Annotated in this window: 17 protein-coding genes; 5 read left to right on the top strand and 12 right to left on the bottom strand. The window is 45.5% G+C overall.

Features of this window, described 5'->3' with window-relative positions; genetic code table 11:
* The first annotated feature begins 40 nt into the window (after positions 1-40).
* Positions 41-850 carry an SDR family oxidoreductase gene (locus tag AACT52_RS01115; protein ID WP_073628988.1) on the top strand — a complete coding sequence of 270 codons (810 nt, stop codon included), beginning with the start codon at positions 41-43 and terminating at the stop codon, positions 848-850.
* Between the two features lie 204 nt (positions 851-1,054).
* On the opposite strand, the gene AACT52_RS01110 is transcribed toward AACT52_RS01115, so the two are convergent.
* The 3 genes from AACT52_RS01110 to AACT52_RS01100 form a co-directional block, all read right to left on the bottom strand.
* Positions 1,055-1,678, bottom strand: coding sequence for a cytochrome c oxidase subunit 3 (locus AACT52_RS01110; protein WP_073628986.1), 624 nt, complete (start codon positions 1,676-1,678; stop codon positions 1,055-1,057).
* Between the two features lie 86 nt (positions 1,679-1,764).
* The gene (ctaD, locus tag AACT52_RS01105) at positions 1,765-3,507 is read right to left on the bottom strand and encodes a cytochrome c oxidase subunit I (RefSeq protein ID WP_073628984.1); all 1,743 of its coding nucleotides are present in this window, start codon (positions 3,505-3,507) and stop codon (positions 1,765-1,767) included.
* Positions 3,508-3,584: 77 nt separating this feature from the next.
* Positions 3,585-4,667, bottom strand: coding sequence for a cytochrome c oxidase subunit II (locus tag AACT52_RS01100; protein ID WP_073628982.1), 1,083 nt, complete (start codon positions 4,665-4,667; stop codon positions 3,585-3,587).
* Between the two features lie 649 nt (positions 4,668-5,316).
* Between AACT52_RS01100 and AACT52_RS01095 the strand changes: the two genes are divergently transcribed.
* The gene (locus AACT52_RS01095; RefSeq protein ID WP_073628980.1) at positions 5,317-6,303 is read left to right on the top strand and encodes a COX15/CtaA family protein; all 987 of its coding nucleotides are present in this window, start codon (positions 5,317-5,319) and stop codon (positions 6,301-6,303) included.
* Positions 6,304-6,424: 121 nt separating this feature from the next.
* Entirely contained in the window at positions 6,425-7,381 is a 957-nt protein-coding gene (locus AACT52_RS01090) for a heme o synthase (protein ID WP_073628978.1), read from the top strand.
* Here AACT52_RS01090 and AACT52_RS01085 read toward each other — a convergent pair.
* The 3 genes from AACT52_RS01085 to AACT52_RS01075 all read right to left on the bottom strand — a co-directional run bounded on the left by AACT52_RS01085 (position 7,333) and on the right by AACT52_RS01075 (position 8,051).
* Positions 7,333-7,563, bottom strand: a complete 231-nt coding sequence (locus AACT52_RS01085; protein WP_143172727.1) for a hypothetical protein — start codon at positions 7,561-7,563, stop codon at positions 7,333-7,335. The two genes, AACT52_RS01090 and AACT52_RS01085, sit on opposite strands and share 49 nt — an antisense overlap.
* Before the next feature lie 102 nt (positions 7,564-7,665).
* On the bottom strand, positions 7,666-7,845 hold the full coding sequence (locus AACT52_RS01080) for a type II toxin-antitoxin system HicA family toxin (RefSeq protein WP_233153837.1): 180 nt from the start codon (positions 7,843-7,845) through the stop codon (positions 7,666-7,668).
* Complete coding sequence (locus AACT52_RS01075) at positions 7,842-8,051, bottom strand: 2-oxoisovalerate dehydrogenase E1 subunit beta (protein WP_073628976.1); 210 nt, start codon at positions 8,049-8,051, stop codon at positions 7,842-7,844. The genes AACT52_RS01080 and AACT52_RS01075 overlap by 4 nt, the downstream gene beginning before the upstream one ends.
* 1,590 nt (positions 8,052-9,641) lie before the next feature.
* Here AACT52_RS01075 and AACT52_RS01070 point away from each other — a divergent pair.
* Entirely contained in the window at positions 9,642-10,523 is an 882-nt protein-coding gene (locus tag AACT52_RS01070) for an MBL fold metallo-hydrolase (protein WP_073628974.1), read from the top strand.
* A gap of 246 nt (positions 10,524-10,769) precedes the next feature.
* Here AACT52_RS01070 and AACT52_RS01065 read toward each other — a convergent pair whose 3' ends face one another.
* The 5 genes from AACT52_RS01065 to AACT52_RS01045 form a co-directional block, all read right to left on the bottom strand.
* Entirely contained in the window at positions 10,770-11,504 is a 735-nt protein-coding gene (locus AACT52_RS01065) for a chromophore lyase CpcT/CpeT (RefSeq protein WP_073628972.1), read from the bottom strand.
* A 234-nt stretch (positions 11,505-11,738) separates the two neighbouring features.
* A complete protein-coding gene (locus AACT52_RS01060; RefSeq protein ID WP_073628970.1) occupies positions 11,739-13,430 on the bottom strand; it encodes an NAD-binding protein in 1,692 nt (563 codons plus the stop codon).
* A 232-nt stretch (positions 13,431-13,662) separates the two neighbouring features.
* A complete protein-coding gene (locus AACT52_RS01055) occupies positions 13,663-14,283 on the bottom strand; it encodes a hypothetical protein (RefSeq protein WP_073628968.1) in 621 nt (206 codons plus the stop codon).
* Between the two features lie 620 nt (positions 14,284-14,903).
* Positions 14,904-16,085, bottom strand: a complete 1,182-nt coding sequence (locus tag AACT52_RS01050) for a low temperature requirement protein A (protein ID WP_073628966.1) — start codon at positions 16,083-16,085, stop codon at positions 14,904-14,906.
* 54 nt (positions 16,086-16,139) lie between these two features.
* Entirely contained in the window at positions 16,140-18,698 is a 2,559-nt protein-coding gene (locus AACT52_RS01045; protein ID WP_073628964.1) for a sigma 54-interacting transcriptional regulator, read from the bottom strand.
* 186 nt (positions 18,699-18,884) lie between these two features.
* On the opposite strand from AACT52_RS01045, the gene AACT52_RS01040 reads away from it, so the two are divergent.
* Positions 18,885-19,688: a phytanoyl-CoA dioxygenase family protein gene (locus AACT52_RS01040; protein WP_073628962.1), complete on the top strand. Its 804-nt coding sequence runs from the start codon at positions 18,885-18,887 to the stop codon at positions 19,686-19,688.
* A 52-nt stretch (positions 19,689-19,740) separates the two neighbouring features.
* Here AACT52_RS01040 and AACT52_RS01035 read toward each other — a convergent pair.
* Positions 19,741-19,959 (bottom strand): hypothetical protein (locus AACT52_RS01035; protein ID WP_233153836.1); only part of this gene is annotated, 219 nt, incomplete at its 5' end.

The following is a 19,959-nucleotide window of genomic DNA, read 5'->3' as shown; positions in this document are numbered from 1 at the left end:
GCTTTTGCTTAGCAGTATTTGGATTTCACAGAAGTCAACGATGAGTAAGACCATTCTGATTACAGGTGCTTCAAGTGGCATTGGTGAAGCGACCGCGAAATACTTCCTTCAAAAAAGTTGGAATGTTGCAGCAACCATGCGATCGCCTCATAAAGCAGGAGATTGGGCTAAAGCAAAACGAGTTATCTGTCCACATCTTGATGTGACGGACCCAGAGACAATCACATCTGCGCTGCACAAAACATTAGAGCATTTTGGGCGCATTGACGTGCTAGTTAACAATGCTGGATACGCGCTTATGGGTCCGCTTGAAGGTGTTACACCTGAGCAGTTAGAGCATCAGTTTCAAACGAATGTTTTCGGGCTGGTGACCACTATCCAATCTATCCTTCCAGTTTTGCGCCGACAGGGAGGAGGCACAATCATTAATGTTACTTCAATAGGGGGTCGTCTTGCCTTCCCGCTTACGTCCTCTTATCATGCAACAAAATGGGCTGTAGAGGGACTCTCTGAAGCTCTACGCTATGAGCTACGCCGTTTTGGTATTCGCGTAAAAATTATTGAACCCGGTGGCATCAGGACGAATTTCATTAATCACGGTACAGCTTGGGCGACTCATGCTGATTATACACAGATGAGCAACGAACTCAAGGGGTTCATGGAAAAAATTAATGATTCGCTGCCAGGACCCGAAGGTGTTGCCAAAACAATTTATCGAGCAGCAAATGATTACTCTGGCAGACTGCGTTATTCCCCTCATGGCGAGTTGTTTTTCCTTATGCATGCCATTCTTCCCGATAGATTATGGCGGTCTTTAGTGGAAAAGATGATGCTTGGGAAAAGCAAATAAAATCCACCTCCGGTTTGTTGCCAAATTGGGATGCTCCCATTTAGAACCACACCACAGATAAACACTCGTTAATCATCTGTGTCCATCTGTGTCCATCTGTGGTTTCATTTTCATTCTTCTTAATTTTTGCAAGAGACAATAAAAAAACTAAAAACCCCCAAATGGGGGTTTTTATCAGTCCTGAGGTGGAGTAAAAACCACAACTTAAAGCAGATACAGCAAACCGAAAAGGATGATCCAAATCACATCAACGAAGTGCCAATAAATTTCGGCTGCTTCTATACCAAAGTGATGTTCATCGCTGTAATGACCTTTGGTGCGCGATCGCCACAACACGGCGAGAATTGCCAAAACTCCGATAGTCACGTGCAAACCGTGGAAGCCAGTCAAGACATAAAATGCACTGGCAAACAAATTGGTAGTTAGACCAAATTCTAGATGGGTGTATTCATACACCTGCCCCACCAAGAAAATAATACCCATTGCCGCAGTTATACCGAACCATATTCGCATTCCCCGCACATCGTTCTTTTTGATAGCGGTATCGGCATTATGGATAACAAAACTGCTAGCAATCAGATTAATAGTGTTGACTCCTGGTAGCAACAGTTCTAACTCTGGCGTGCCTTCTGGGGGCCAAGCAGGTAGTGTAGAACGGAAAGCTATATAAGCCCCGAACAACCCTAGAAAAATCATCCCTTCAGCGACTAGGAACATAATCAGCCCGAAGATGCGATGATCTGGATGTTCTTCGTGATGAGCTTCTGCTGTAGCAGCGTGATGATGATTAAGGGCTGTCTTTGCTGGGTCAATAGTTTGACTTTGCATGAATCTTCCGTTTAATGATGAATTATGGCTGATGAATTATGAATGAAGAAATCTTTTAGCATTCATCATTCATAATCCATTATTGATTAGCGTTCTTCTTTCTCGGCAGTGATGGTGGCATATGGCTCGTCCGGTTCGGCGCGTAACACCGAGTTAGGACCACCAGACAAGGTTGGATCTGGGTCAGATAAGGGGACACCCTGGTTGGTGTTCTGCAAGCCATAGTCGTAGGGACCAGTCGCGAGTACTGGTAATTTATCAAAATTCTCTATCGCTGGCGGTGAGGTCGTCATCCACTCTAGGGTCAATGCCTGCCAGGGATTATTACCTGCTTTGGGTCCGTACATCCAACTCCAAATCGCATTGAAGATGAAGGGGAATGTGGAAACCGCGAGTATATAAGCACCGTAGGTGCAAATTTCGTTGAGAAATGTGAATTTGGGGTCATATTGAGCAATGCGGCGGTTCATCCCCATCATCCCCAACTTGTGCATGGGTAAGAAGGTCATATTTAGACCGACAATCGTCAGGGCAAAGTGAACCTTACCCCAAAATTCGTTTAGCATCCGCCCAGTCATTTTGGGGAACCAGTGGTATATCGCCGCATAAATACCGAGAACACTACCACCAAATAACACATAGTGCAGGTGCGCCACCACAAAATAGGTGTCATGAACGTGAATATCAAACGGCACCGCCGCCAACATCACGCCACTGATCCCGCCAATCACAAAGGTGCCAACAAAGCCCATCGCGAAGAGCATGGCACTGTTGAGGCGCAGCTTGCCACCCCACATAGTTGCCAACCAGCTGAAAATTTTGATCCCCGTAGGTACGGCGATGATCATTGTGGTGATCATGAAGAACATCCGTAACCAACCAGGGATACCGCTGGTGAACATATGGTGCGCCCAGACGATAAGCCCTAAAAAGCTGATGGCAAGACTAGAGTAGGCGATCGCTTTATAACCAAAAATTGGCTTGCGCGAATGAATGGGGATCACCTCGGAAATCGCCCCAAAGAAGGGCAAAATCATGATGTAAACCGCTGGGTGGGAGTAAAACCAGAACATATGCTGGTACACAACTGGATCACCACCGCCAGTCGGGTTAAAAAATGTTGTTCCTGCAAGTAAGTCAAAAGCAAGCAGAATCAGACCAGCTGCGAGCACTGGCGTTGATACCAGAGTCAGCGCTGAGGTAGCAAACATTGCCCAGCAGAACAAAGGCATTTGATGGAATCCCATGCCTGGGGTACGCATTTTGATCAGGGTGACAAGGAAATTGATCGCCCCCAAAATCGAAGATGTACCCAGCAGGAGGACACTCATAATCCATATTCCCTCACCCACTTGACCTGTGACCAAGCTTAAGGGAGGGTAAGAAGTCCAACCCGCATCGGGTGCATCGCCCACTACCAAACTGGCAATCAGCAACAACCCAGCAGGAGGAATCATCCAAAAGGCAACAGCATTCAGGCGTGGAAATGCCATATCCTTTGCCCCAATCATCAACGGCAGCAGGAAGTTAGCAAACCCTGCGCCCGCAGGCACGATCCACAAGAAAATCATGATTGTGGCGTGCAGCGTAAACAAACTGTTGTACAGTTCCGGGCTGACAAAATCTGATTCTGGGGTTCGCAGTTCAGTACGAACCAAGTCAGCCAAAACGCCACCAATACAGTAAAAAATGAACGTAGTGACCAGGTATTGAATCCCAATTACCTTATGGTCAGTGTTGAAGGTAAAGTAGTCTCGCCAATTTCTTACCCCTGGTTCTTCAATTCGAGCAGGGATATTGGCTGTTTCTTGTACCTGTGCTTGTGTCATAAAAATTTCAGTTGTCAGGAGTCAGAAGTCAGAATTCACAACTCAGAAGTCAGTTGCTAATGACTGATGATGAATAATTACTTGTGCAGTTGATGTAGCATTTCTGAATGAATTCCCATCTGGCTTGTGTAAGGAGTGAGAAATTCATGTGGAGATAAATCCGTAGGATTCACAGCAACTGCTTGCTTGAGCTCTTCTGTGCTAGCAACTAGCTGTTCTTGAATCCACTGTTCTAACTCTTCCGGCTTTTGAACAACAACTTGTGTTCTCATCGCGCCGTGGTAGGGACCGCACAATTCAGCACAGATCAGCGCATAATCACCTTCTTTGCTGGGCGTAAAGCGAATCTCGCTTTGCCGACCGGGGATCACATCCTGCTTAAGGCGAAACTCTGGCACCCAAAAAGCGTGGATAACATCGTTCGCTGTCATATTGAGTTGTACCTCACGCCCAATCGGAACATGTAGTTCACCGGAAGTAACACCAGTTTCAGGGTAGGTGAAAATCCAGGCATACTGCAAACCTGTGACGTTCACCACAAATGCGGGTGGTCTGCCTTCTTTATCGGGAGTAGGACCAATGGTGGGAGAAACTAACCCTGTACCAGGAGCTTCCTGCTTTTGAGGAATTTGATCAGCATTGCGGACTGCTGCTGTGGCTGGGTCTTGCATTGCCTCATCAGATCTTTCCTGATTTCGGTTGGCTTCGGTACTGGGTGGTGTATCGCTTAAAGTTGCTGCTATAGCTGCCCCAGGCATTCTCATTGCTTGTGGTGCGATCGGGGCTTCATGGACGGCATGAGGATTGAAGCCGCCCATTTCGTTGTAAACGTCGAAACTGTAAACAGAAATACCGATAACGATAACAGCTGGGATCGCTGTCCAAAGGATTTCTAGCGGTACGTTGCCATGAACTGGCGGACCATCTGCATTGTCACCTGCACGCCGACGGTATCTGATGGCAGAGTAAATTAAAATACCTTCTACAAGCAGAAATATACCTGTGGAGACGATCATCATCGTGTTGAACAAACCGTCCACCAGAGTGGCTTCATCAGAGGCTGCTATTGGTAGTAGACCATGATTTTGACCGTACCAAAGGCTGACTAGGGTCAGCAGGATGCCAATGAGTAATGTCCAGATTGAACTTGGAATTTTCACGGGTTTATTGAGTTAATGACTTTACTACGTTGGACAGAACTGCTCACTTACTACAGTAGTCCAGCCTAAAAGACATATTGGGGGAAGTCTTGAAATTTTTATTAATTTTTAGGCTAATTTTCTCAATTGTGAGCAGAAGTAGTTTATGAGATGTGCCGCAGGGTGGATGTGGTAGGGGGGAAAAATTTCAAGGATTTAGAGTAATTACCATCAATCAATGCCCGACGAGAAAAGAACAAAAGAACACAGGTATGGTTTTTTGCAACTGGGTGTCGAGTCAGGATGCGAGGCTCTGTATTTATTATTCATGCAGGCTTGTTGAATTGTGCGAATTGATTCGTAGGAACATTCACCAATTCTAAATTTTGTGTTCTAAGTTCTTCTGGTTGCCTGACAACTTAAAAATCCCTAAAGCTTCAGGCAAAAAGTGGTTAGGGTGATTCACAGTATAGTGAGAGCCAGTCTCGAACCCTATTTGTACGCTAGGGTGGGAGATGAGGAGGACACTTGCTTGTGGCGAGAAGTTGAAGCGGTCCTGCGCCGCCACTCCAAACTTCCTTTGGGTTCCCCTGCCCTTGCAAGATGTCCGTTTGGTACTGACACATTTAGAACGTAGATAGCTCTCAAAGAGCGACAGAAGGTATCCTTCATGAGCGAATTTGTCCTAGAACAACAAAACATAACGACTGCGCCGCAGCAGGTGCCACAGGAACGAATTCGTCGCTTGGTGTGGAGAATGTGTGTAGCCACCTTGATTTTGATGGCAATAGGCAGTGCCACCCGTGTGATGAATGCTGGACTTGCTTGCCCTGATTGGCCTTTGTGCTATGGGGAACTTGTGCCAACCAAGCAAATGAATTTCCAGGTTTTCTTGGAGTGGTTTCACAGGTTAGATGCGGCATTGATTGGTGTCAGCGCGATCGCACTCGTTGGAATGTCTTGGTGGCATCGTCGCTCTTTACCTAGATGGCTTCCTTGGGCATCCACATTCGCCTTATTTTTAATCGTTTTTCAGGGTGTTTTGGGCGGACTGACTGTCACTGAACTTTTGCGGTTTGATATTGTCACCGCCCACTTAGGAACAGCGCTGTTATTTTTTACTACCCTATTGGTCATCGGCACCGCGCTCATCCCCTACCAGGGAACCGGAACCGTTGGTAACTTGCCGTATGTTGGTTTAACAGCAGCTATTTTAGTTTATTTGCAAAGTCTACTAGGTGCCTTGGTAGGCTCTCGCTGGGCGCTCCATCAATGCTTTGGCGCATCTCAACTTTGTGCCGTAATGTACAGCCATATTGCTGGCGTCGTGCCCCCAACAGTAGCAACATTGGCAGTGGTCTTTCTTTCTTGGCGGACACCAGCACTGCATCCAGCTTTACGGCGACTGGCAAATCTCGCTGGTGGGTTATTGATTATACAACTCCTGTTGGGAGTTGCCACTTTCCGGTTGCATCTTCAAGTTGAGCCACTCACCGTCTCTCACCAAGCTATAGGGGCAGCTTTGCTGGGTACTTTGGTGGCTTTTACAGTTCTCGCACTGCGAGATTGGGTGAGTAGCCGTGGGATCAACGCTACGAGCAACAAGGAAGAAGCAGGCGCTATAAGCCAACAAGCAATCGATGGATTGAATCCATGACAATCGACTTGCTAATTACTCATGGCTGCTAATGGCTAATTGCTCATTTTTGGTTGCTGTTAGCTGTTAGCAGTTAGCCATGAGTTCCTATAAGTTTTGAAAAAAAGGAAATAGTGCCAAAATGATTGAGACTAATGTCTCTCGCCACCATCAAACGTTTCTACAAGTTATTCAAAGCTACTACCAGCTCACAAAGCCCAGGATTATCCCTTTGCTACTCATTACCACTGCTGGAAGTATGTGGATTGCAGCAAAGGGAGAGGTAGATCCACTGTTATTGCTCGTTACACTGACTGGTGGCACTTTGGCAGCTGCAAGCGCCCAAGCAATCAACTGTGTCTATGACCGGGATATTGATTATGACATGGAGCGCACGCGTCATCGTCCACTGCCTTCAGGGAGAATACAGCCGCGCGATGCTCTGATTTTTGCCACCACTTTGGCTGTCATTTCCTTTACCTTGCTTTCTGTATTTGCCAACCTAGTAGCCGCCCTGCTAGCAATGTCTGGTCTGGTTTTTTATGTGCTAGTTTATACTCATTTGTTAAAACGGCATAGCACTCAAAATATCGTTATTGGTGGTGCAGCAGGGGCAATTCCAGCTTTGGTAGGTTGGGCAGCTGTCACGGGTACGTTAAGCTGGGCAGGATGGTTAATCTTTGCGATCGTCTTTTTGTGGACACCGCCTCATTTTTGGTCGCTCGCTTTAATGATTCGGGATGATTACGCAAAAGTTGGCGTACCAATGCTACCAGTAGTTGCGGGAACTACGGCTACAGTGCGGCAGATTTGGTACTATACCATAATTACCGTAGCAGCAACTTTCTTGTTAGTTTATCCTTTGCAAGTGAGTGGAATCCTCTACGGAGTCATTGCCATCGGCTTAGGAAGTGTATTTATTTACAAAGCTTGGCAATTGTTGCAAAACCCAGAAGACCGCAGCTTAGCTAAAGGTTTGTTTCTCTATTCCATCTCCTACATGATGCTGTTGTGCCTTGGCATGGTCATTGATAGCCTTCCTATCACTCATCATGTCATTGATGTTGTGGTAGATAAAGTGCATCTACTGATAGGTTGAGACAAGGCTTGGAAATTTTTGCGATCGCTTAAAGGGCGATGGCGCTCCGCGCCCGCCCTTTGGGCGGCTCCCTTTGCGAGCATCGCACGTCGTGAAAAGATAGATGAGGCGATTGCAAAGGTGCCAGTGCCCTCGTGCCCAATCGCGATTCGCTTCTGTGGCAAAGCCAATCGCAATTCCATCAACAAAACCTGTAATAGTTTAAAGCGCTAATATGACTAATTATCCAAATAGAAGCTCTAGTAATTCTTCACGGATCAAACCAGTATGGTCAGCAACATCTCTTAATATTGCGTTAAGTGACCTATCTTGATAGGGTCATGCGCTGGTACAGTGACGTGATGTTCACCATTGCGTAGGGTAGTTAGCCGAATCTGGCTACCTGTCTGATGACTCACCTCGTATCCAAGACGAGCAAGAGCTTTAACTAATTCTCTACTAGATAAGTCTCGTGGGAGCTTCAAGAAGCAATAACCTCATCACGGACTATGTGCAAACGAATGACCTTAGGACGGTTTTGTGCATCAGGAAAATGGCAATGAACCGCATCACGCACCATTTCTCTCAGGGTTTCGATATCATCAGCTTGAGTGAAAATCGATTCCCCTAATGCCCTGGCTGTATAGCCAGCGTCTGGATCTTCTTCAACTAGAAATACAATTTCAGTCATAGCTATTTTGTGTAACTACTAGATTTTACATTCCACAAGCTTTAAGGCTCAACCAACTTGGCGTGAACCCAACAATTGAAACAACTTAAGAAACTTGCTGACTATGTAGAACTGCTAGCACCTGAGCAGCACAAGTAAAATCGCCTCCAAGTGCATAAGTCTGACTTTTCACGCCATGTGGAAAAATCCACGAAAAACCTAACCCCCTAGTACACGACGGCGGAAATAAAGCTACCATTCACTCATAGCGCGAAAAGCCCACAGAATCAGCCTTTTGACTTTTGACTTTTGACTTTTGACTTCCGCGCAGCGGTACTAGCCCCCTGACCCTAATCCCCACTCCGTGGGGGCCCCGAGTTCCCTACTAGGGAAGGGGGAAAAATGAAAGCCTCTCTCCTTGTAGGAGAGAGGAATGGAAGCGAGGTTTCTCACATCCGGTGAAAAGTAAGGTGCATAAGTCGGTTTTCCTTGCACCTATTGATAATTAGACTGCTGATCGCCACATTCCAAATGACCTCCTCGCCCCCTTGAAGGTAAAACCAGGGGGGTTTTTATTTTTGCCCTCCTAGTTTGTACAACTTAAACTAAACCGTTTCGTTTAAAAGTTAGAATACCTGCGCCAGATTCGCAGTAATTTCAGGAACAAGAGGTGTTTGTAATAGAGGTACCCAACTTAATAAAAAAATAAATGTTTTGTTTCTGGAAACGCCAGCAGACACGTTGAGGATATATGTAGAACACCAATTACAAAATCGAGGAGTAAACAATGAAAAAAGTTTTAAATTTTATTTATCGCTTAATTGGTCTAGAAAGCGAAGAATCAAAGCTTACTGATTCCTATAAGTAGTCTTGGACAAGCAAGCGCCTTGATGACCCTAAGGAATGCGAATGGGTGCAAACTTGGAACACCAGGGTAAGCGCCATTGCCTAAATGATTGCTTTTTGTGACCTTTTCATTTAAAAACTTCTAACTTTTTCTAACTTTTGAAACCTGTCTAAGTTTTACCGAAAAAACTGGGTCTAAAGCCCCGTCCTTCTAGGACGGCTTTATTTAAACTGGGCATACGGATGTGATATCATACTTATGGCACTGCGGTAATACGCCTAGATAGCCAACGTTGGTAGCTCGCCCTTCGGGTTCAGCAGTCGCTCATGGGGGAAACCCCCAAGACCGCGCTGCTTCACCATCCACAATGCTCAGCTGAGTGCGACATAGTGTGGGAATGAGAAATAAAAAATTTGAATAAATCGTTTCAAACGCGGTCGGACAGCCCGTGTGCGCTTGTGGACGTATCCAAACGGGGATATTTGAATGCTTGCATTTGGGTGTCTAGGGAGGACGGATGAAGCAAGAATCCCCATGCCTTTAGGCTGGGGAGTGTCAATAATCCTTTAAATTTAATTTAGGCGATCGCCTAGACTTCAGAATATACCATTTGCACTCAGAGATTCTCTGAGTGCTTTTAATTAAGTTATCCCATTTCCTTCTATCAAATATCACTCCCCAACAGTCGATCAGCGCTTTTGCTAACGTGGGGATACAGGGTTCGTCGCCCTTAAGCGCAAGTGCTTGGGCGAAAGAGGTTTCATATGGCTCATTTAAATCTGCGTCGCCCCGAAAATGTCAGTGGCGATTTTTATGTCGATACTTCCTGCATTGATTGTGATACTTGTCGATGGATGGCACCAGAGGTGTTTATTGAAGCTGGTGAACAGTCGGCGGTGCATCACCAACCAGCTAACGAGGCCCAAAGATTAGCAGCGCTTCAAGCTCTTTTAGCTTGTCCTACCAGTTCTATTGGTACAGTTGAAAAGCCCCAAGATGTCAAAGCCGCTCAACTGAGTTTTCCTATCCCCGTAGAGGATAATGTTTACCATTGCGGTTATCACTCGGAAAATTCCTACGGCGCTGCTAGCTACTTTATTGAGCTACCTGAAGGTAATATTTTAGTAGATTCTCCCCGGTTTACCCCTCCCTTAGTCAAGCGTTTGGAAAAGATGGGAGGAATTCGCTATATGTACCTGACTCACAGAGATGATGTGGCGGATCATCAAAAGTTCGCGGAGCATTTTCAGTGTCAGCGCATCCTCCATAAAGATGACATCACTGCTGATACTCGTAGTGTGGAAATTCAGCTTACAGGGACAGAACCCATTGAGTTGGCTCCCGATGTATTAATTATTCCGGTTCCAGGTCACAGCAAAGGACACACAGTTTTACTTTATAAGAACAAGTTTTTGTTCACTGGCGACCATTTGGCATGGTCTAATGAACTGAAGCACCTTTATGCGTTCCGCGATTATAGCTGGTATTCCTTCTCAGAACAGATTCAATCGATGCGTAAGCTGACTCATTACTCATTTGAGTGGGTTCTACCAGGTCATGGGCGAAGGTATCATAGTGATACTGAAACAATGAAAGAGCAAATGGAAAAGTGTATTGCGTGGATGGAAGAAGTTGAATTTCACTAAGGTTATGAAGGCGCAGGGGAATAGGCTAAACAACGGGAGCATCCCAATTTTGTAAAGATGGTAGTAGGAGCCGAAAAGCTCCCTACTTTATTACCGAAGCAGGTTAGAAGCCTGGACTACAAAATCAAATAAATTTACATATTTAGGATGGTTCCCTAAACAACTTATTTTTTTTCTTTCAGTTTTCCCCTTTGTCTGTCATGCAAACAGTATTCATCTGCTACCTCTGTTCTTCGTTCATAAACTTTAGATAAACGTTTTTTGCCCCTGCGTTAATCTTTGTTTCTGTTTGCGCCTATGTCTCAGACCTACATAACTTATCGCAAAGCCTATAAGTCCCAAAGTATATGATTGTTCGGGAATAGTATAAACTCGCCGAAATTGGATTGGTGTATTGACAATTAAATTACCTCTGGCATCAAAGATCTGATCCAATGAGTCAATACCAGTCTGCCAAAAAACAATATTGGAAACCACCTTGCCACCAGTACTTGTTGGGCAACCATTTGGAGCGTTAGTTCCTACATAACGACTGGGTTCCCATAGAATTTCGAGATTGCAGCTTGTTGCTAATAGATTACTAGTGTTAACAATTCGCTGTGATTCTGGCTCACCACATATGCCATTTAAAATATCTGGGTTAACAAGGCTGCGAACACTGAGTTCTACAGCAGAAATTCCTCGACTGAAGGAATAAAGGCGTTGGCGAGCAATAGCACCTCTTTGTTCCAGATAAACGTTCTGTATTTCATTACTAGAAGCATTACTGTCTAATTGAACCCCACAGTTGGACATACTGATAAAAGGAACAGAAGGGTTACTTGTGACCTGTTGAGCATTGTTAAATACACCAATGAACCACTGGGCTGTCTCCTGAACTTGTTCCTCAAGTGGTGGAGGAATGGTTGCAGCCTGGCTTGCTTGGATAAATGTGAAAGTTGAAAGTAAAACTGTTAGACCATATGCTTTTAATTTATTCATCTTGTTATGAAGAAATTTAACTTCCAAGAAATAATAAAAATTTGAAATTTAACAAGTGTAAAAGATATTTTATACCTAGTAAATTAGGATCTCAAAAAAGTAGAAAAAGTTTACATTAGACGAACCAATTGTGAGCGTGATGCTCCCAAACTAGACTTTAGACTAAGGAATTAGAAAAAGACCCAGTAGTACTGGGTAAAAAGTTTGCATGAGAAAATTAAATTCGGGTTATCATCAACTCGCCATCAGTTGCGGCGGCGCACTACGCCACAACTGATATAACCGTGTCGCAGGCATAGTCAAATACAACACATCCCCAGCACTCAGGCTCGTTTCCAGTAAATCCCAGCCGTGGATGGTTTGGCTGTTGGTTTCTAAGTACAAAGGCACAAAGTCAGCGGACATGGCAACATCTTTCACTGGCTGACCGCAAAAGGGATGTGAGGCTGTAATCAAAGTTGCAAAAGCTACCCAAAGACTATCTGCTGTGATGCCATTACCGAGTATTTCTCCACCCAGTGCAGCAGCGGCAAAAGCTGGGGCTGCGAGTTCAGCAGGACTCAGAACCGCCTCGAAGTCAAACACCTGTTGCGCCATACGAGCAAAATCCGGCTCTGCGTAATGGACTATCACCGGCACTTTGGGTGTCATGCATTTTGCCTTGAGGGCAATCTCTAAGTTAGTCGCGTCGTTCCCTGTGACGGCAAGCACTGCTGCGGCAGATTCTAAATTGGCGACTTTGAGCGTTGCTGAGAAGCTGGCATCAGCATAAATGACGGGAATACCTACTCCACGGGCTGTGTTGACATATTTGTTGTTAGAATCGCGTTCAATGACGACCACTTCATGTCCGCTAGCATAGAGTTGTTGGACAATTTTTATACCTATGCCGCTCAAGCCACAAACGATGTAGTGATGGCGGTGGGGAACTCGTGCTGCATCCCAAAATTGCTTGAAGCGACTGCCCAAAACAAAATCATTGAGCAATGCGTACAATAGACCAATTACGGCAGCCCCAACTAGCATCATGAAAACGGTAAATAATTTAATGCTGGCAGGAGCGTTTTCTACGACTTTGTCATTACCACCTGCTCCCGTAATCATGCCTACTGCAAAATATAAGGCATCAACAATAGAAATATTCGTATTAGTAGAAGTGTAGGTGAGTGTGGCAATCACAACAATGACAAACAGCACAATAGACATTGCCACCACTGATTCCGCGTGTTTCTTAAACTGCCGCAAATTGGTCAGGACTTTCAACACTTTTGCAATTAGGGATTTGCGGATGGAACGGACACGGGGTTGAGTACCAACGATGAGGCGATCGCCCACCTTTAACTCTTGTCCAGACAACACCGCCGCTACCAAATCGATCTCACCCTTGAGTGGCATATAGTAAATGAGCATCCGCGAACGGTCATTCCACAAATCAACCAGCTTGCGACCTAGCCACGGATGATTTTCATCTATATATTCTTCGTGGATCGGCCAAGTTTGTTTGAAAAGCTTGATTTGTCCAATTGCTTGGTTTCCCAAAGCCGCAAACGTGAAGACAGGTGCTGCCAAACCGGCAACACTCATACTCAAGTGGTTGGGCACAGTTTGATCGAGGCGATCGCCCAAATTTGTATTAAAAAAGCGGTTGATAATCCGAATTCGCGGATTCAACACCCGCGCTTGCATCATGATTGACAAATTCAGTTCATCGTCAGGTCCAGCAATCACCAAAGTGTGCGCCTGCTGAATTCCCGCTGCTGTTAAGGTACTAGCTGCGTGCAGTACGCCGACAATCACATCTCCTGCTGATTCCCCTGGGATGGGTTTATGATGAATGCCGACGACTAACGCCCCCTGTTGTCGCAACAAACGAAAGATTTTATATCCGGTGCGACTTAAGCCACAGACAATGATTCGAGGTTTCATGTAATCGCAGCATGACTTACAAAGGAAAAGCTGCATTATTAGACATTTCCTCCTATTCTTGCCCATTTATTTGTGGCAAAACTGTAGCTGACAACACGATAATTTGAAGAAGAACAAGAGAACGCAGAACTCAGAATACAGAATGTAATTAGTGGGGGCGAGGGTACTACACGCCGAAAATAGTCCAGCCTTCTAAGTTACTTCTAGCACTGGGTATGAGAGGAACGAAATTTTATAGGTTGGCTTTCGCTTGTACTCCATCTGTTAATCTTTTGACCATTTGTGCATAAAGCAAAACTTGTTTTGGAGACCAAAAAAGCAATCTGCCTAAATTTAATGCAGCGGTGGTGAAGCTTAATGCTTCAAAATCTTTTTCATATTCTGCAACGGTTTCCAAATCTCCGAAAAAATTATTGACTGTTGTTTCAGCCGCAACATAAGTTTTCCAGCCTTCATTTATCGCTTCTGCAACGACTGAAGAACAGTTCCTTTTTATCAAATGGTAGGAAACTTGCTGATTTTGAAATTCTCTCCAAAATATTTTTATAGGCTCTTGAGGAAGGTTTAATAACTCAACTATACAGTCTGCCTCTCTTTTCGATCCATTTTTACCTAAAACCAAACAATCTTGTTCGTAACTATCACTTTTTATCTGATTTAAGTGCTGAAATAACAATTGATTAATGTTATGGTTTTTATGATTAATTATATTTTTACGAATCTCACTTGATGAGCGGTTTAAAACTTCTTTGTTAGGCCAAAAGCTTATATAAGTATCTTCGCCTACCTGCATTGAAGCGTGCCCTAAGAACTCCTTAGGAAGCCAAATGTACACAGTGATAATATCTCTCATAGGCTCACTCATCGAAAATTGTGGGTACAAACCCCGTCTTTCTAGGACGGCTTTGCATCTTTGTGAACTATTACCGCCTTGGGGTTACTTAATACCGTGTAATGAATGCGTTGTACTTTCGTTCGGGCAATTGCGAACTGATATTTTTCACCCTGTACGCATAATAGTTTGCTCCATAGAGCCTTCCCTTGCGGGAGTAAAGTTAGCTTCTCCCAAGGGGAGACGCTGAGCCCTGCGGGCACGCTGCGCGAACGCGAACGACAATGTTATTGGTCGGTACTTCCATTCATACACTAGCTTAACCCTCTAAACTTGTTTAATATGATTGGTTCTAGAGCTTGGAACTAGCTATGCCTAACGGCACGCTGCGCGAACGCATCCCAAGGTAGGAACTTAAACACTTACCAATAACGTAGTACTCAAGGTACGCGCGTCTGGTCAACTAATCCTATCGGTTTGAGGCTAGAGAGCCAATAGCCTTTAGGCAGGGGTGTTGACACTTAATTGTTAGCTTAACACCGCTCATCCTTGGGTATTACTACCCATTTTAAGCAAACAAGCCGCATCCATGCCGAAATAGGGGGCTGGCGCTGCGACTTATTTTCATCAAGTATTTGAAACTAAATTTCTGGGTCAACTAAGCGGGTTGTAGGACGGCTTTGAGACAAATCTTGCACAACTTGCACAGCAGAGACTACGGCGACAAGCCCAATGACCGCAACAGGTAATAAACCTTTGCCAAAAATGGCGATCGCCAGGATAAGAAGCGCTGCCCCAATGCGAAACTTGGCACGAATTTTACAGTAGCGGATGACCCCAATCCGGTGGAGAATACCTAAAGTTAGGTAGCACAGCGCTACAGAGCCACACAGCAGCCATCGCACTGCATCGGGTAATGCGATCGCACTCTCGCTCAACAATACGAGTTCCACGGCGACTCCGGTAGCGGCAATGCCTATCACCAGAGGTAGATGAGTGTAGAGCCAGATATTGAAAATGGCAATTCGTCCTTCTGTCCGCGTCCTCTGAATAGGTGTGCCTCCCAGGTTATCAAAGTAGACCCACCACAAGCTAAAAGCGATACATAAACCGAAAACTGCGCCGATTACCGTTGAAACATCCCATTTTTGCTCTGAGACACCATCGACCACAGCGACAATCGCTTCACCCAAGACAATAATAGTAAATAACCCAAAACGCTCCGGCAAGTGGGAGGAGTGGGGAGGTAGTTCTAGCATCAACTTGCGTGCTGAAAGGGGTGTGGCGAAGTCAATGATAAGCCCCAATGCCCAGAATACAAACCGCCAAGGACTCGGTAGAAATGCTGATATAGTCCAAAGGATAGCAGCAATTCCAAAACCTGTGGCGTAACGAGTTGTCAACGGACGTGCTGTGGGGATGTGCTGTCCAGCACGGATGTATTCAATGACAAGCACAGCGCGACCGAGAGCATAGGAAAGGGCAAAGCCAGTGCAAGTTTCGCCCAAGCCGTGATGGACATTAACAGCTAGTGCAGCAATGGCAAGCATCTGCACAGCAGTCAGGACTCGATGTGTCACGTCGTCGCTATCGAAGCGGTTGGCGTAGAATGTGCTACCAATCCAAGACCACCAAACGGGTATAAAAAGAGCGACAAAGCCCAACACTCCTGATAGGGAAACATGATCGTGAAGATAATGGGCGAGTTGAGAAACTGCAACGACAAACACCAAATCATAAAACAGTTCCAGCCAAGTGGCGCGTCGTTCTTCTTCGCTGTCTTCACCGATGCGTAAGCGTGGTGGTTCTAAAAAACTAGCCATAAAATAATTCAAAATGGTGTAAACAATAGCGCTGAAGCGCTTACTACGAACAAATTAGCTAGATACAATAATTGCCCATAGACTAGCTGCTAGCCCTATAGTTGCCAAGTGTTGCCAAAAAAGCGAACGCATCGGCTGACGAGCAATTTTTTGTGTTAATACTACCGTCAACAGCACTGAAAAAATCAGGGTGACTCCCTGCAAAAAGGCAATCACGGCTGGATGAGCCAGCAATATAGGTAATTGTTCACCATTTAAACCGAAGGTTGCAAAACTTACCGGGAGAATACGCCCTCCTTCCCCCAAACCTAAACGCAAATAATGAGCTAAGTTTCCTCCTAGTACAAGTGGTAAGTAGCCATAGGCAAGCTCTACAAATCGTCGCGGTTTAGGATTTTGTTGAGTAGATTTTAAACCTTTGTTACTTAGATATAATACTTGCATCACGCCATATGCCAAAAAAGGAATAGTTACTGGGATAATCAGAGCCAGTAAAGATAATCCTAAGTGAGGTAAAAACTGGGTTAAATCCAGATGTAGCCCTACCAAAGATTGCAACTCTGGTAAGCGATGGAGAAATACTCCCCCTAACAGTAAAAACAACAGTGCGACTTCGTAGGTATGGGGAACATGAGTTGTCCACAGTTCAACCCCAGGGGGACGTAAATTAAATTCAACAGAACGATGGGGACAAGCTTTGAGACAAGTCATGCACAGCACACAGTCTCGATTATCTTCCAACTGTGCTGGGTGAGAGTACAACGGGCACCCATTAGTTTCCATCCCCTCGCCCTTTTGCGGTCCACCTTTGTAGCATTGATACGTGGTACAAGTGGCAGAACAAATACCTTGTTGCGCCCGGAGTTCGGTCATGGAGAGTTTGGCAAATAACCCATTCATTCCACCAATGGGACAGAGATAACGACACCAAAACCGCCGCTCAAAAATGGCAGAAAATATCATCGCCCCAGCAGTAATTAAAAGCAGCAAACAACCAGAAAGGTAGGCGGTATTTTCTAAATTCCAAAGTTCTTCCCATAAGAAAATGAGGGTAAACAGCCCAAAGAGAAACCATCCGCCCCATTTTTCAGCTTGATGTCTGGGCCAGCGTTTCAGCTGTCGAGGAAAGAACTTTTGAGATAGCTTTTGCGTGACTTCCCCATAAATCATGAAAGGACATATAGAACACCAAACGCGACCTAAAAAGGGAAATGCCAGCAGGGAGAAGGGCCACCACCAAGCCCAAAATAGATTTAAAGCGAAATTGCGATCGCGCGTTTGTGGACCAATAAATAGCACTCCGACAATGAAGGCAAACGCTGCTAAAGTAAAACCATAGTTGATGCGATCAGGCCACCAAGGACTACGTAAAAAGTTCCGCAAACCAGGATAAGCATTCAACAGATTCACCCGAAATTGCTTTTTCTTAGTATCAGCTGACCAGAAAATTTCTTCTGTGAGTTCTTTTGCCTCCCCTGCTTGGACTATCGCCCGTTCCACTAGATTTTGCAACTCTTTTAAGTTGCCGGGGAAATCGTAGGACTGCAAGCGGCGCAATGCTTCTGGGCTGACTTTCGGTCGGGCAATACCTCTGGAGCGTGTGTAAAGACTGATGTAATATTCAACCTGTGCTTTGATATCAGCTTTTCGTACCCGCAGTGGTGGCACTTTGATAACACGACCAACACAGCGTTCAATTGTGGGTTGTGTTTTTTCTGCAACTATCAAAATGCGAGCATTGCTGACGCGGGGTTCGGGGGTTGGTTCTCCCGAACGGCTAACGGGAGTATATTTGCCCGTTTTGAACAAGGTTGCTAACGCCGGCAACAACTCTGTTGGTGTTTCTTGAATGTTGTTGAGAACTAAAGTGCCTTCCCCCAACCATTCCAGCAGTCCTGGTTTACCTCCGGCGCGACCAAACAAATCAGCACCACTTGTTTGGAGAATACCACAGTTAATTTTAATAATCGGTTCTCGCCGCTGTTTGGAACCAAAGTGGATTAAGGCTGCTATAATGTCTTTTCCTAAACCTGGTTCGCCGAAAATCAACACTGACTTACGCTCATCTGCTGCTTCTCGAATTTCTTGTCTCAAACGCACAGCATAGCGACTTGTCCCCACAATTCCACGTTGCGCCTTGGTTACTAAATAAGGTCGCAACGCTGTGGAACGTTCCTGTTCGTAGGTGAGAGCAGATGTGACTTGAGCTAATTCTTGCGCCATCTGGCGGGAAAAAGCCTGAGCAATTTCAGGATACTGGCTGAGTATCTCCCGAAATTTAGCGGCAGGTACAACCCACAAATGGCATTCTGTGACTGTCGTAATTGTACGCTGCGCTGATTGTTCTAAAAGAAGTTCTTGTAGGTGAATAACTGCTCCGGGAAGCAACCCAACAGCTAAGGCTGGGTTGGTTTGATTGCTGCTATCGCTTTCCAACTGACCTTGTTGGAGAATATACAAGGCTTCTGGAGGAGTCCCTTCGGTAACTAGACGGTGGTTTGCGCTTAAAACTTCTTCTTTAATAACTTCGGTTAATGCGCTCAAAGATGCAGGCGAAAGAATTCCTAAAGCCGTGCGTTCTTGTAGCCAGATCACTATATCTTGTGATGTCATGGTAGGTTCTCCCTCTCAGCACTGCTTTATAAAAGGAATTATCCCCGAAAGCAAAATTAAAATACCTGCGCTCAGCTTTAGTGTATTAATTTGTAGGGAGCCAGTCAGGATACTTGCCGAAACTGTGTAACAAGTTTTAACAACTGATTCACCACTATCGGGGATCGCTGATTTTAAAATTAGCATATGACTATACAACGCTATAACCAACAACAAATTGAATCCTTTGCCCAAGCAGTACTGCTTGATGGCTACTGCGTGTTGCCCAATCACTTCTCCCCGGCAACACTCGATGCTTGGCGCGAGGCTTTCGCACCGTTACTCAAGGAGCACATTGAGCGCGAAGGCAAGCTTCAGAATCGAGGTTCAGCCCGCTATTATGTCACGCTTCCGTTTACGACTCCCTTTGCCGATGCAAATATTTACGAAGATGAGGATATTTTGGCAATTGTTGAGCTATTGGTAGGCAAAGACATGGTGATGTGCCAGTTGGCAACTGATACGCCGTTGCTTGGTTCTGATTATCAAGACGTGCATCGAGATACTTTGCCACTGTTCCCCGAAACTGGTAAGGAAACGCCACCATATCAACTAGCAGTAAACTTTCCGCTGGTCGATATCACCCTAGAAAACGGTCCAATGGATATTACACGCGGTACACACATGATGTCCAAGGAGGAAGGACTGCGCCGCATGGAGTCGGGTGAAATCAAGTTAGAACCAGTGACAATGCAACTCGGTGACGTGATGATCCGCGATGTGCGGGGCTTGCATCGGGGTACGCCTAACCACACCTCAATCCCACGTCCGATGGTAGTTATTGGCTATAGTCGCCGCTGGCTGTATCGTCCGGAAGTGTCTATTAATATACCACGGCAAGCCTTGGATACACTCTCCCCTCGCGCTCGTCACTTGTTGCGTTTTAATCCGATTGTCGATTCAGTTGAGGAGAAACCTGAAGTAGAAGTTTATCAGTCCTTCGCTTATTAAAACTGGCAGACGGAACCGTTATTCTCTCTTCGTTGCAATACACAAAGGAACCTCACCCCCCAACCCCCTCTCCGCAAGCAGAGAGGGGGAGATGTTTTCCCCTCCTCGCTTGCGGTGAGTCCAGCGCAGCCAAGGAGTGTTTCCAACTGTCACGGCGACTGGCGTAAGCGCAAAGCCCCGCCTTTGCTGCCTCAGATCTTGCACCATTTTCAATAAAAGCCAGAGGCTCTAATATCTCGTTACCAGGTTGAACCTGGTAACGAGGGTTTGG

This window comes from Scytonema sp. HK-05 (assembly GCF_963872035.1).
Taxonomy (GTDB): Bacteria; Cyanobacteriota; Cyanobacteriia; order Cyanobacteriales; family Nostocaceae; genus Kalymmatonema.
The sequence above is the reverse complement of the archived record's forward strand: the minus strand, read 5'-3'. Positions and strand labels throughout refer to the sequence as shown.

Excerpts from the sequence above, each read along its gene's own strand:
- AACT52_RS01065 (WP_073628972.1), bottom strand. The coding sequence starts at position 11,504 with ATGAATAAATTAAAAGCATATGGTCTAACAGTTTTACTTTCAACTTTC.
- AACT52_RS01115 (WP_073628988.1), top strand. The coding sequence starts at position 41 with ATGAGTAAGACCATTCTGATTACAGGTGCTTCAAGTGGCATTGGTGAA.
- AACT52_RS01045 (WP_073628964.1), bottom strand. The coding sequence starts at position 18,698 with ATGACATCACAAGATATAGTGATCTGGCTACAAGAACGCACGGCTTTA.
- AACT52_RS01075 (WP_073628976.1), bottom strand. The coding sequence starts at position 8,051 with ATGACTGAAATTGTATTTCTAGTTGAAGAAGATCCAGACGCTGGCTAT.
- AACT52_RS01060 (WP_073628970.1), bottom strand. The coding sequence starts at position 13,430 with ATGAAACCTCGAATCATTGTCTGTGGCTTAAGTCGCACCGGATATAAA.
- AACT52_RS01110 (WP_073628986.1), bottom strand. The coding sequence starts at position 1,678 with ATGCAAAGTCAAACTATTGACCCAGCAAAGACAGCCCTTAATCATCAT.
- AACT52_RS01070 (WP_073628974.1), top strand. The coding sequence starts at position 9,642 with ATGGCTCATTTAAATCTGCGTCGCCCCGAAAATGTCAGTGGCGATTTT.
- AACT52_RS01090 (WP_073628978.1), top strand. The coding sequence starts at position 6,425 with ATGATTGAGACTAATGTCTCTCGCCACCATCAAACGTTTCTACAAGTT.
- AACT52_RS01040 (WP_073628962.1), top strand. The coding sequence starts at position 18,885 with ATGACTATACAACGCTATAACCAACAACAAATTGAATCCTTTGCCCAA.
- AACT52_RS01050 (WP_073628966.1), bottom strand. The coding sequence starts at position 16,085 with ATGGCTAGTTTTTTAGAACCACCACGCTTACGCATCGGTGAAGACAGC.
- ctaD (WP_073628984.1), bottom strand. The coding sequence starts at position 3,507 with ATGACACAAGCACAGGTACAAGAAACAGCCAATATCCCTGCTCGAATT.
- AACT52_RS01085 (WP_143172727.1), bottom strand. The coding sequence starts at position 7,563 with ATGGAATTGCGATTGGCTTTGCCACAGAAGCGAATCGCGATTGGGCAC.
- AACT52_RS01055 (WP_073628968.1), bottom strand. The coding sequence starts at position 14,283 with ATGAGAGATATTATCACTGTGTACATTTGGCTTCCTAAGGAGTTCTTA.
- AACT52_RS01095 (WP_073628980.1), top strand. The coding sequence starts at position 5,317 with ATGAGCGAATTTGTCCTAGAACAACAAAACATAACGACTGCGCCGCAG.